General features: G+C 63.8%; 9 protein-coding genes and 1 tRNA gene. 6 read left to right on the top strand and 4 right to left on the bottom strand.

Translation table 11 applies throughout. The annotated features are described in order from the left end of the window. Positions 1 to 56: 56 nt before the first annotated feature. On the top strand, positions 57 to 719 hold the full coding sequence (gene imuA / locus DZK26_RS07720) for a translesion DNA synthesis-associated protein ImuA (RefSeq protein ID WP_116897603.1): 663 nt from the start codon (positions 57 to 59) through the stop codon (positions 717 to 719). Then, positions 700 to 2,127: a DNA polymerase Y family protein gene (locus tag DZK26_RS07715; protein ID WP_116897602.1), complete on the top strand. Its 1,428-nt coding sequence runs from the start codon at positions 700 to 702 to the stop codon at positions 2,125 to 2,127. Before imuA ends, DZK26_RS07715 begins: the two co-directional genes overlap by 20 nt. Before the next feature lie 224 nt (positions 2,128 to 2,351). Here the strand turns inward: DZK26_RS07715 and DZK26_RS07710 are convergent, their stop codons facing one another. The 4 genes from DZK26_RS07710 to DZK26_RS07695 all read right to left on the bottom strand — a co-directional run bounded on the left by DZK26_RS07710 (position 2,352) and on the right by DZK26_RS07695 (position 8,706). After that, on the bottom strand, positions 2,352 to 3,101 hold the full coding sequence (locus DZK26_RS07710) for an SOS response-associated peptidase (protein ID WP_116897601.1): 750 nt from the start codon (positions 3,099 to 3,101) through the stop codon (positions 2,352 to 2,354). A 64-nt stretch (positions 3,102 to 3,165) separates the two neighbouring features. Then, positions 3,166 to 3,242: transfer RNA gene (locus DZK26_RS07705), tRNA-Asn, on the bottom strand. 96 nt (positions 3,243 to 3,338) lie between these two features. Beyond that, positions 3,339 to 5,612: a diguanylate cyclase gene (locus DZK26_RS07700; protein WP_181918310.1), complete on the bottom strand. Its 2,274-nt coding sequence runs from the start codon at positions 5,610 to 5,612 to the stop codon at positions 3,339 to 3,341. A gap of 184 nt (positions 5,613 to 5,796) precedes the next feature. Next, positions 5,797 to 8,706, bottom strand: a complete 2,910-nt coding sequence (locus DZK26_RS07695; RefSeq protein WP_181918309.1) for a diguanylate cyclase — start codon at positions 8,704 to 8,706, stop codon at positions 5,797 to 5,799. 278 nt (positions 8,707 to 8,984) lie between these two features. Here DZK26_RS07695 and ndk point away from each other — a divergent pair, with 278 nt between their 5' ends. Genes ndk through DZK26_RS07675 form a run of 4 tightly spaced genes read left to right on the top strand, consistent with a single transcriptional unit; the run spans position 8,985 to position 12,277 of the window. Then, a complete protein-coding gene (gene ndk, locus DZK26_RS07690; RefSeq protein ID WP_116897598.1) occupies positions 8,985 to 9,404 on the top strand; it encodes a nucleoside-diphosphate kinase in 420 nt (139 codons plus the stop codon). A 20-nt stretch (positions 9,405 to 9,424) separates the two neighbouring features. Next, complete coding sequence (rlmN, locus tag DZK26_RS07685) at positions 9,425 to 10,543, top strand: 23S rRNA (adenine(2503)-C(2))-methyltransferase RlmN (protein ID WP_116897597.1); 1,119 nt, start codon at positions 9,425 to 9,427, stop codon at positions 10,541 to 10,543. After that, positions 10,540 to 11,328 carry a type IV pilus biogenesis/stability protein PilW gene (gene pilW, locus DZK26_RS07680; protein WP_116897596.1) on the top strand — a complete coding sequence of 263 codons (789 nt, stop codon included), beginning with the start codon at positions 10,540 to 10,542 and terminating at the stop codon, positions 11,326 to 11,328. Before rlmN ends, pilW begins: the two co-directional genes overlap by 4 nt. Continuing rightward, positions 11,321 to 12,277, top strand: coding sequence for a RodZ domain-containing protein (locus tag DZK26_RS07675; protein ID WP_116897595.1), 957 nt, complete (start codon positions 11,321 to 11,323; stop codon positions 12,275 to 12,277). The genes pilW and DZK26_RS07675 overlap by 8 nt, the downstream gene beginning before the upstream one ends. Positions 12,278 to 12,314: the final 37 nt, after the last annotated feature.

The raw sequence follows: 12,314 nt of genomic DNA, 5'->3' as shown, positions 1-12,314 counted from the left end.
GTTTTGAGAAACTGTAAACTTATACAGTATTCTGGTCCACCCGAACGGAGCCCGCAATGTCGGCCGAAGCACGACTCGAACAACTGCTGGATCACCGTCCCGACTTGTGGCGCGGGCGTGCCCGCAGGTCTTTGCCGGCCGTGCCTACCGGCCTGGACTGGCTCGACCGCGGCCTGCCGGGCGGCGGCTGGCCGCTGGGGCGGCTGACCGAGCTTTTGCCGCGCGTGAGCGGCTGCGGTGAACTGGGTTTGCTGCTGCCGCTGCTGGCGCGCTGCACGCAACAGGGGCAGCCGGTGGTGCTGGCCGGCCCGGTCATGGTGCCGGGGCCGCAGGCGATGGCCGGGGCGGGCGTGGCGCTCGAACACCTGCTTGTGGTGCGCGAAGCCACCGAGGTGCTGTGGGCGGCCGAGCAGTGCCTCAAAAGCGGCCTGTGCGGCAGCGTCGCGGTCTGGCCACCGGCCGGGCGGGTAGGGGAGCGCGCCGTGCGCCGCCTGCAGCTGGCCGCCGAGCACAGCCCGGGGCCAACTTTTGTCGTCTATCGCCCTGAGCAGTCGCCGCCGCCGTCCGTTTCTGCCCTGCGCCTGGGCCTGAGCCCCGGTTCCGGCGTCGAGATCCTGCGCAGCCCGGCCGGGCTGGTTGAGTCGAGGCGCCTGGGCCCGGCCTCCGAGTCCGTTCTCGATCTGGAACGCTATCGTCGTCATGCCCACGCCTCATCCTGAACTCTGGCTGGGCCTGCACTGCCCGCAGCTGCCCCTGCTGGCGGCCTGGCAGTGCGACCGGGAGATGCCCGAGCTGCACGCCGTGCACGGCCATCAGCGGGGGCGCCACGTGATCCTGCAGGCCGGCGCGGCCGCGCGCCGGGTCGGGGTGGTGCCGGGCCAGCCGCTGAGCACGGCGCTGGCCGTCGCGCCGGCCCTGCACAGCCGGCCACGTCATTCGGCGGCCGAACGCTCGCTGCTCGAACAGCTGGCGCTGGGCGCCTGGCGCGGCAGCAGCCAGGTGGTGCTGGCGCCACCCGACGGCGTACTGCTGGAAATCGCCGGCAGCCGGCGGCTCTACGGCGGTCTGCGGCCGCTGGTCGAAACGCTCTGCGCGCAGCTCGAGCAAGCCGGCCTGCCGGTGCGAACCGGGTCGGCGCCGGTGGCCGTCACGGCCCGGCTGTTTGCCCGCCACGGCCTGCATGCGGCAAGCCGCGGTGCCATGCGCAAGACCCTGCACGGGCTTGCGCTGACCGCCCTGGCCCTGGACGACAGCCAGGCGCAGGCCCTGGCGGGCTGTGGGCTGAATTCCGTGGCGGAGTTGCTGCGCCTGCCGGCGCCCGAGCGGGCAAGGCGCTTCGGGCCGGAGCTGAACCGGCACCTGGCTTGCCTGGAAGGGCGGGTGTCGACGCCGCTGATCGCCTGGCAGCCGCCGGAAACGTTCCGGCTGCGTCTGGAGCTGCCCGCGGCCAGCAGCGACAGTTCGGCCCTGTTGTTCGTGCTGCGCCGTGCCGTCGCCCGCACGGCACACTGGCTCGAAGTCCGTGACCGGGCGCTCACGCGCCTGCACATCGCGCTTCAGCGAGAGGACGGCGGCGGCAGCGTACCCGTTCGGGTCGGCCTGTCGCGTCCCGGCATGGATGCCGAGCGCTTGCTGGAGTTGCTTGCGCTCAAGCTCGACAAGCTCGAGTTGCCCGGTCCGGTGGAAGCCGTCGAGCTGCGCGCCGAAAGCACCGATGAGCATCGCCCGCCCCAGGCGGACCTGTGGAACGGCAACAACCGCGGCGATGCCTGGCCGGCGCTGCTGGACCGGCTCAAGGCGAGGCTCGGAGATGAGGGCCTGTCCGGGCTGGCCCCGCAGTCCGACCACCGCCCGGAAAAGGCCTGGCGCTGGGTCGAGCCGGGCACGCCGGCAAGCTGCAGCGACAAACGACCGCGCCCGACCTGGCTATTGCCCGAGCCCCGGCCCTGCCGGCGCGAGAACTTGCGCCTGGAGGATGGGCCGGAACGCATCGAGGCCGGCTGGTGGGATGAACAAGACTGCCGACGCGATTATTTCGTCGCCCGCGACCGCCACGGCCGTCGGCTATGGGTTTTCCACGAACACCAGCCGCGGGAGGGATGGTTTATTCACGGTCTGTTCGACTGACCGAAATTTTCAAATCCGAAGCACCAAATCCGAAACAAATTCGAATGATCGAAATTCGAATGTTCCAAACGAAACCCGCGTAGGTCGGCGTTACATCGCCGACGGACGACCTACGCGGGCTTCGACGAGCCACTGGTTTTTCGTTTCGGTCATTCGAACATTGGTGCTTCGAATTTGTTTGTTATTTGGTGCTTGAGATTTGAGATTTCTCTTGATCGAAGCCCCTAAAAGCCCAGCCTGGCCTGACCTTTGGACACTTCGATGGGCTTAAGCAAATCTTCTTCTTGATATTCGGGATTGTTGACGCGGGTCGTGACCGGCTCGGCGCGCAGGCTGCCCTCCGGCGGTGGCTCGAGCAGTCGTTCGGCTTCCTCCGGCGAACCACCCAGCCAGGTGGACCACTGACCTTCGTCGAGCATCACCGGTGCGCGGTGGTGACCGATGTCGCGCAGCAGGCCGTTGGGTTCGGTGGTAATGAGCGTGAACGAGCGGCGTGTTTCGCCCTCGGGGGTGGTCGAGACGTCCCAGAGCCCGGCGAATATCAGCATCGGGGCGGCGGCCGGCATCACGCGCCAGGGCTGCTTGGGCTTGCTGCGCTGGTCCCACTCGTAGAACCAGGAAAAGGGCACCAGGCAGCGCCGGCCGTGCTTCCAGGCGCTGCGGAAAGTCGGTTTTTTCGAGACGGTCTCGGAAAACGGGGTATCGGGCTCGCTGCGACAGTTGGCGGTCGAGAACTTCGGCAGATCGCCCTTCATCCAGGCGGGAATCAGCGGCCAGACCATGTGATCGAGCACGCGGCGGCCCTGCTCGTCGAGGATGGCCGCCGGCAGGACGGTCCAGCGGACGGTATCGCCACGACGCGTGGACGGCGCGACGTTGAGCAGTCGCAGCCCGTCATCGGGCGGGTTGCCGAACAAGTCGAGGTATTCATGAACTTGCCGCCAGGAAAACTCGTGACCGCCGCGTCCGCACATCGGGCATACCCCGGAAAAGAAAAAGGCCCTGTACGGATGATACCGTGCAGGGCCTTTTCGAATCTGGCTCCCCGGGTCGGATTCGAACCAACGACCTAGTGATTAACAGTCACCCGCTCTAACCAGCTGAGCTACCGGGGAATCGTGAAGCCGCATATTTTGCTGGTTGAGCACTGATTCGTCAAGCGACTCGACGGAAATTTTTGCCGTACTCGGGGAGCCGTCCACGTTCTTGCCTCAGGACCCGTCGACGATGCGGTTGCGTCCGCTGGACTTGGCCTGGAAGACCGCATTATCGGCGCCGCGCAACAGTCGGGCTGCGAACTCGTCTGCATCGTCATCGTCGGATGTTCCGGTGGCCGTACCAATGGAGATTGTCACGCCCAGCGTGCCGCTTTCGTCGGGAACTTCGAAGGCCAGATCCGCAACGGCTCTACGCAGTTCTTCGGCAAGCTTGCGCGCGCCTTCCCCGTCGGTGTCGGGGAGCACCAGGAGGAACTCCTCGCCCCCGTAGCGTCCCAGTGCATCGACGGCACGCACGCGTTCGCGCATCACTTCGGCGACGCGGGCGAGGATGCGGTCGCCGAACAGATGGCCGTGGGCGTCATTGACGGCCTTGAAGTGATCGAGGTCGATCATGCACACGGACAACGGTGTGTTCTTGCGAACGGCGCGGGCAGCCTCGGTATCGAGCTGGCGCAGAACGACTTCGCGGCGCAACAGGCCGGTGAGCTCCTCGTAGGTCGCGTCCTGGAACAGGCGCAGGTTCTCCAGGCTCGTGGCGATCTGGTGCGAGAACAGGTCGAGCAGTTCGATTTCTTCACGGCGGAACAACTCGCCGTTGAGTTTCCTGCCCAGGCAGAGAATGCCGATCATTCGGCGCTGGAAATAAAGGGGAAGCAGGACCTCGGCACCCGCCGTGCTCAGATCTTCGGCCGCTTGCTCATTTTGTCGCCGAAGCCGGTTGACCGTGATCGGGCGACGCAGGCGGTCGAGGATCTCGAACGCCTCGGAGCGTTCGTTGAGTAGCCAGGTCAGTCGATCCCGCTGTTTCGGCTCGATACCTTCGCTGAATGCCGTGGCCAGGCCTTTCTGTGGCTCGTCCACGGCCACGACTGCCGACCAGCTCAGATCCATCGCTTCCCGGGTGTCATTGGCAAGCTGCTGGATGAGGCTTTCGAGCCGGTTCTGCGTGGACAGGCCGCGTGCGACCTGGATGAGGAGATAACGCAACGCGCGGCGTGAGGGGAAGAATCCTCGCTCGACCAGGCGTTCGATACCGTGTCGGAGCGGGCGAAACAGAACACCGATCAGTAGTGCGCAGGCCGTGATGATCCACTGACCGGTCTGGGTGCCCAGCTGGCGTTCGACCAGAGGCAGCGCCGTGGTGAGCAGCGTATATAGCACGACGATGACCAGGACGGTCACCGAGCCGTAGACCAGGCCCCGCCGGACAAGTGTTTCGACGTCAAACAGGCCGTACCGGAAGATGGCCAGGAAGACCGTGGCCGGGAAGATCAGCAGAACGATGTTTTCGATCTGTTCGGCGATGTCCGGATCCAGCCCGGCCCAGCCCGACCACAGGCTCGAGACAATGACGTAGATGGCCCAGGGCAGAAGGCCGGCGAGCACCATGAGTGCCTGGTTGGTCGCGCGTGCAGAGTCCGCGCGCCAGGCCTGCCAGGAGAGAATACCGACCGCCGATATGGCCCAGGTGAGAAAGACCGTCGTCTCGGCCACGCCCAGCAGATCGGGTCCACCGGGGGCCGCGAAATACCATTGGTGGACGGCCAGGCCCGTCAGCCCCAGGCCGGCTCCGGCTCCGATTGCGTAGTAGCCCCAGACCAGTCGAGGATGCCGCTTCAGGACGGGCAATCGCCCCGGGATGAGGCTGACGAGATGCAGCTCCATGCCGATTTGCGCACCCGTCGACAAAAGCCAGAAGAGCACGCTGGCGGTAATCGCCAGTGTGCCCAGCGTGTGACCGTCTGGAATGGCCAGTTCGATCGCAACGAGGGCGACGAAGATGGTGAGGATGCGCGCCCGTAGGTCCTGCTTTTGATAACGGCCCGCCAGGGCTGCAAGCCCCAGATACGCGGCAACGAGTACGAATTTGGCGAGCAGCCCGGCGAGATCCAGGGCGGTGCCGGGGGTCAGTTCGATATCGACCGTGCGGCCGTCACGTTCGATTCGGCCCCGAAGCGGCTTGCCGGGCTCCTGGTGTCGCTCGAGTATCTCGTCCAGTTCGGAAAGGGTCGAAAAGGCGTTACCTTCAAGGCTGAGGAGCCGGTCGCCGACCTGCAACCCGGCCTGAGCCGCCGGCGTGTCCGGCTCGACGACATCGATCATGAGCCCCTGTTCGGTTTCGTCGATGGCCACGCCGATTCTCTGCTGCGCAAATCGCCACTCGTCGACGACCGACCAGATCAGCAGGGCGGCCACCAGCAAGCTGATGGCCGTCGGCACGAGGATGCTGCCGCCGCGACGCCTGGTGAGCGGGAGACGACTCATGCGCAGTTGCCTTCCAGGCAGGCGGACACACAGGCGGCGAATGCGTGGCCGGCGAGCCGAATGCATTCGAACGGATTCAAGACCTTATACCCCTTTTTTGGATCCTTGACCAAGCAGTATAGCGAAGTCATGGCAGGCGTGAATCGCGGTGTAGCGCAAGTTTCTCCGGTGTTCGGGCGTTATTTCACGAATTGCTCGTGGAACCGTGCATTGCGACTCGATTCCGGCCTTCAGCCTTGGCCTGCATGAGCGCCTGATCGGCCTGTCGCAGCAGATCTTCATAGCTGTTCGCGTGGCGGTTGTCGCTCACGCCGAAACTGGCCGTGATGTGCAATCCGTGGGCGAGCTGACCGAAATCGGTGGTTTCGATCGACTTGCGGATACGCTCACTGATCTGCGCGGCCCGGTCACTGTCGATATCGTGGAAGGTCAGCGTGAATTCCTCGCCGCCCCAGCGCGCCGCCTGATCGCCGATGCGCACGTGCTCGCGCAGTACGTCGGCAACGACGCACATCACTTCGTCGCCGATGAGGTGCGAGTATTCGTCGTTGATCTGCTTGAAGTGGTCCAGGTCCATGACGACCAGGCTCAGTGGGCGGTTATCCTCGTGGCTGCGTTGGAATTCCTTCGCCAGCCACTCGTCGAATGCCCGCCGGTTGGCGAGGCCGGTGAGCTGGTCGATGCGGGCCTGGCGCTCGAAGTCTTCAGCCTGTTGCTTGAGTTCGCGGGTTTTTTCCTCGACCTGGGCGCGCAATTGATCGGCGCGCATCTCGAGTCGGCGCATCCGCCATTGCGTAGCGAGCGCGATCAGGCCCACCAGTCCCAGGGCGACCAGCACCCAGAACCAGGCGCGCTGCCAGGGCAGGGGTGCAATGGAGAAACGCAGGGTGGTTTCGGAACCGTTCCAGTTGCCGTACGGGTAGGCGGCGGATACGCGAAAGACGTATTCGCCTGGGCCGAGGTTGGTGTACTCGGCGACATTCTGTCCCTGGCGTTCGACCCAGTCGTCGTTGAAGCCTTCGAGCTGCGTCCGATAGCGGATTCGCTGCGGCATGATGAAACCGAGCCCGGCATACTGGACGACCACGCGTTCGGTGCCCGCCTTGAGACTGACGGGCCCGTCGATCGGCATGACTCGTCCGTCGGCCTCGAAGTGCTCGATGCTGACCGGTAGCGTGGTGTTTTCGTAGCGGGTGAGGTGTTCGGGATCAACGCGCGCTAGGCCCGCCGACGTTGCGACCCAGACCCTGCCTGCGTGCCAGGCGGCCGGCGGGCCGGCGCCACCGTTGGCTTGCGCGCTGAGCAGGCCGTCACCCTCGGTGTAGAGCTCGAAGTCGATGGTCTCGCGCCGGCCATCGGCCACGGCTTCGGCCTGACGCTTGATAACCCGGATAATGCCGCGATTGCTGGTCAGCCAGAAAGCACCGTGACGGTCGTCAACCACATGGAACAGCTTGTCGACTGGCATGCCGGCGTCGCGACCGACCAGATCGCCGTGTCCTGACTCCGGGTCGTAGCGGATTAGCCCGCGGTCGGTCGCCAGCCACAGCAAGTACTGCTCACGGTCTTCATGGATGCCGTAAACGTACATGGTTTCGTCGAGGTGGTAGAAGGAGATCGGCTCGAAATCGCTCCCTTTGAAACGCGCCAGGCCGAAACCCGTGCCGACCCAGATTTCGCCCCGGCTATCTTCCTTGACGGCGATGACAAAATCACCGGGCAACCCGTCTTCGGGCATGTAGACCTGCGTTCCATCACGATGGATTCTCGCCAGGCCGCTGGCCGTCGCCACCCATATCGCTGCCTCACTCTTCGCGTGCAGATAGCGGATGTCGTTCGACGGCAGGCCAGTGCTGCGATTGTGGCGCGCCACGATTCGGCCATCCCGCCAGTGGAGGACGCCGTCGGAATGGGTGCCGATGAGCACATCGCCCCCCGGTAATTCGGCAAGGCTGAGGGTGGACAGGGGCAGGGCGCGTTCGCCATCGCGTATGGTCGTTATCCGGTCTCCGTCAATCCGGCTGACACCCTCGCTGGTTCCGACCCAGAGGCTGCCGTCCGAGTGCGGCATGACGGCGCGCACATAGTTGCCGACCAGGCCCTGATCGCGCGTGGTGGTCACGAACGGTGCCGAGCGCAGGCGCAACAGACCACCATTGGTGCCCACCCACAGACTTTTTTCGAAATCCTGAAACAGCGATACGACGCGGTTGTTGGGCAGGCCTTCATCGGTATCGAGTCGTTGCACGCCCCGTTTGTTGAGACGAAACAGGCCCGAGTTGATGGTGCCGATCCAGAGTGCGCCGCTGTCGTCCTCGAGTAGCGTGCTTACGGCCAGGTTTTCGAATGCTTCATGCAGAAGTTCGAACGGCTTGTCGGCGGCGTTACGCACGTAAAGCCCCTGTTCGGTACCCACCAGCAACCCCCTGTCGGAGCTCTCGAGCAGGCTGAGTACCGGGGACGGGGGCAGTTGTTCGGCACCGACCAGGCTGTGTTCTCCGTCATGGGTGATTCGTAGCAGCCCCCTGGAGGTACCCGCCCAGAGCCCCCGATCGTCCTCGAGAATCTGATAGGCGGAAGCGCCTGGCAGAAGCGTTTCCCTGGCCACGGTGCTGCCGTCCTCCCGGAATTCGCGGTGAATGACGCCGGCGCCCTGGGTCGCAATCCACAGTTGGCCGCGGCTGTCGATAAGCGCGTGCGAGATCATGGTCGGAGCGGTAGGCAATGGCTGCCACCGGGGGCCATCGGCGACGGAAAGCCCGCCGCGGGCGCCGGCTGCCAGTAGCCGGCCCTGATCGTCGACCGAAAGCGACAGGGAGCCTGCATCGGGTAAGCCCGTGGTCGGGCCGCGCTGAAAGATTCTGAAGCGGTGACCGTTGAATCGCGCGATGCCTTCCCAGGTCGCGAACCAAAGGTAGCCGTCGGGTGTCTGGGCTATATCGTTGACGGTGTTGTGCGGGAGGCCCTGACGGGTGGTCCAGGTCTGGCGATGCAATTCATCGAACGGCAGTTGGCCGACCTGGGCAAGAGCCAGGCCGGGCATGATTGACCACAACAGCACACAAGCTGCCGTCACACCGATGAGTTGGCGCATTATCCCTTCCCGAAAAATGCAGCCGGACGCTGTTCGGATCGTGTGCATACGGGTATTAATCTGTTCCCCCGGTTTGCGCAGCGCCCGGATCCGGAAAGTTCATTATGAGCACCCAATATCCTCGGGTACAAGCCCTTTTGACGGGCTGATTGCGGAAAACAACCGGGTCGGGGCATGAATCGGCAGCCATTCAGGTATACAATTCGCGGTTTGCCCGATGGCGTCAAAAGGCCGTGTGGGCGAGTTACTTATTTCCAGTTTGATCCCAAGGAGCAGGAATGGAACGCACACTGTCCATCATCAAGCCCGATGCCGTGGCCAAGAACATCATCGGTGAAATCTTTACGCGCTTCGAGCGCGCCGGCCTGAAAATCGTCGCCGCACGAATGAAGCATCTTACCCGTGAAGAGGCCGAAGGATTCTACGCGGTCCATCGTGAACGGCCCTTCTTCAACGATCTGGTTGAGTTCATGACCTCGGGCCCGGTGATGGTCCAGGTGCTCGAAGGTGAGGATGCCGTCGTCCGAAACCGCGAATTGATGGGTGCCACCGACCCGCGCCAGGCCGCTCCCGGCACGATTCGGGCCGATTTTGCCTCCAGTATCGACGCCAACGCCGTGCACGGCTCGGACGGCGAGGATACGGCAAAAGAGGAAATCGCCTTCTTTTTCGGCGCTGATGAGATATACTCGCGGTAATTATCAGCGAAATCACGCACATGCCCGCAGGGCCTCAAGAAATCACGAACCTGCTCGGTCTTGATCGGGCAGGGCTGGAGCGATTTTTCGTCGAACTCGGCGAAAAACCGTTTCGTGCACGCCAGTTGCTGCAGTGGATTCACCAGCGCGGCGTGACCGATTTTTCGGAGATGACGGATCTGTCGAGGGCGTTGCGCGAGCGCCTGGCGACAGCGGCGGGTGTCGCGCCGCCGTCGGTCACGCGTGAACAGCGATCGGCGGACGGCACCATCAAGTGGCTGATGTCGATCGCCGGCGGCAACGCTGTCGAGACCGTCTACATCCCGGAAACCAGCCGCGGCACGCTGTGCATTTCCTCGCAGGTGGGCTGCATGCTCAACTGCACGTTCTGCTCGACCGCCACGCAGGGTTTCAGCCGCAACCTGGATTCGTCGGAAATTATCGGCCAGGTCTGGCAGGCCGCTCAGCGCTTGCATGAACTTTACGGCGACGAACAGCGCATAACCAACGTCGTGTTCATGGGTATGGGCGAGCCCATGCTCAACCTGAACGCGGTGAAGCCGACGCTGTCGCTCTTGCGTGACGACCTGGCCTACGGTCTGGCCGCACGCCGCGTCACGATTTCCACCTCGGGCGTCATTCCCGGAATCGACGCCCTGTCGGACGGCGAGGATTTCGCGCTGGCGGTATCCCTGCACGCCGCAGACAACGATTTGCGCTACCGGCTCGTGCCGCTCAACCGCAAGTATCCGGTCGAAGAGCTCATAGCGGCCTGCAAGCGCTTCATCAAGGCGCGCCCGCGACGCTCGGTCACCTTCGAATACACCATGATCGATGGCGTCAACGACCGCCCGGAGCACGCGCGTGCGCTGGTGCGTCTGCTCAGCGTACTGCCGTCGAAAATCAATCTGATCCCCTTCAATCCGTTTCCCGGCACGCCGTTTCGCTGTTCTTCGGACGAGGCGATCTACGAGTTCCAGAGCATCACCCGTGCGGCCGGCTTGATCACCACGGTGCGCAAGACGCGCGGCGAGGATATCGATGCGGCCTGCGGCCAGTTGGTGGGCAAGCTTCTCAGTCCGAATCAGCGACGCCAGGTTGTCCAGCAGCAACTCGCTCGCCAAGCGGTGGCCTCATGACCGGGTTTCGCCTGTTCGTGCTGTTGCTCCTGGTCGTGGTCGTCGGCGGATGTGCCACCACGCAGTCCCAGCCGGGGCAGAGCGGGCGAAAGGGGATGGACCGGGTCAGTCCGGTGCAGGCCGCCGACGTCAACACACGCCTGGGCGTGGGCTATTTCGAGCGCGGCGACCTGGAAGTGGCCATCGACAAACTGGAACGGGCGATCGAGCTGGACCCGGCACACGTTCCGGCCTATGTCACCCTGGCCCTGATCCAGGAGCGGCTCGGCCGCGAATCGCGTGCACGGCGCTATTTCAGTGAAGCGGTTCGCCTGGCGCCCGAGGACGGCGCAACGCTCAACAGTTACGCAACCTTCCTTTGCCGCGAGGGTGAGTACGAGGAGGCCGACGAGCTCTTTCGGCGCGCCATCGACGATCCGTTTTACGATACGCGGGAAGTTGCTTACTCGAATGCCGGTTCCTGCGCCATTCGCAGCAACCGGTATGATGAAGCGGAGGATTATTTGCGCGAGGCCCTGGATATCAATTCAGAGCATCCCAACGCGCTCTACCATCTGGCACGCCTGTTCCTGCAACGAGACGAGGCCTTCAAGGCCAGAGCGTTCATGCAGCGTTACGAGGCGGCCGCGGGGGTCGATCCGGAAGCATTACTGCTGGGGTACCGGATCGAGCAGCGGCTTGGCAACGAGCGGGAAGCCGCCCGCTACTTCAGACGACTCGAGGAGGAATTTCCCGAGTCGGCCGAAGCTCGAGACATAAGACAACAGACCAGCCAAGATGACTGAACACACCAGCGCAAACAACGAACAGGCACAACAGGAAGAAGCGGAACGGAAATACGAGCGTATCGGCGCTGAACTACGGCGTCGACGAGAAGAACTTGGTCTCGAACAGGACGACGTTGCCCGGCGATTGCACCTGCCCGGCATGATCATCAACGATATCGAGACCGGCCAGGTCGACCAGCTTTCCAGCATCTATCGACGTGGCTATATCCGCAATTATGCGCAGCTGCTGGATATCGAGCCCGATGCCCTGCTGGTCGATGCCGGCGAAGATATACTGCCCGAATTGCAAGAGGTTCTGCCGGTGTCGAGGGGTGAATGGCGGCTCGAGCGGTACCTCAAGATTGCAACCTATGCGCTTGTAACTGTTGCTATTGTTCCACCGCTCGTCTATTTCTTCATTGCCGGCGGGACCCGCATGCTGGAGCGTGACGTCGCCGCCGAAGAGCCGCCGACCGTGGCCGGTGCGCCCGAGGCGGCACAACAGCGTGACGCCACAGAGAATCGATCAAGCAGCGAGGAATTGCCTTCCGACGAGGCTGCGACGAATCGCCACGTCTCGGCCTCGGCCATACCACTCAAACCCATCCGGCCGGCAAGAGAATCCCGCCGTGAGCCCGCCGTGGACGCGGCTGCGGCGGAAGTCGGGAATGCATCCGATGAAGCTTTGGCCGAGGAGGCCGGGCCGCCCCCGAGTGCACTGGAGCTGGAACTGCTCGAGGACAGCTGGATCGAGATTCATGATGCCGAAGGGACCCGCCTGGAGTACGATCTGTTGCGCAGTGGGCAGACTCGAAACTACGAGGGTGAACCACCCTTTCGCCTGCTCGTTGGTCGTTCCAGTGCCGTCAAGCTGCGGTTCAACGGCCATCCCGTCACCTGGGAAGGCGATGAGAGCGGTGACATGGCCGAAATCGCCATTTCCGGTGACGGCGAGGTTCAGCGTTGAGCACTGGCTGACGAGAGACTTTAACGGTAGCCCGGGC

Source organism: Wenzhouxiangella sp. 15190 (assembly GCF_003417465.1).
Lineage (GTDB): Bacteria > Pseudomonadota > Gammaproteobacteria > Xanthomonadales > Wenzhouxiangellaceae > Wenzhouxiangella.
The sequence above is the reverse complement of the archived record's forward strand: the minus strand, read 5'-3'. Positions and strand labels throughout refer to the sequence as shown.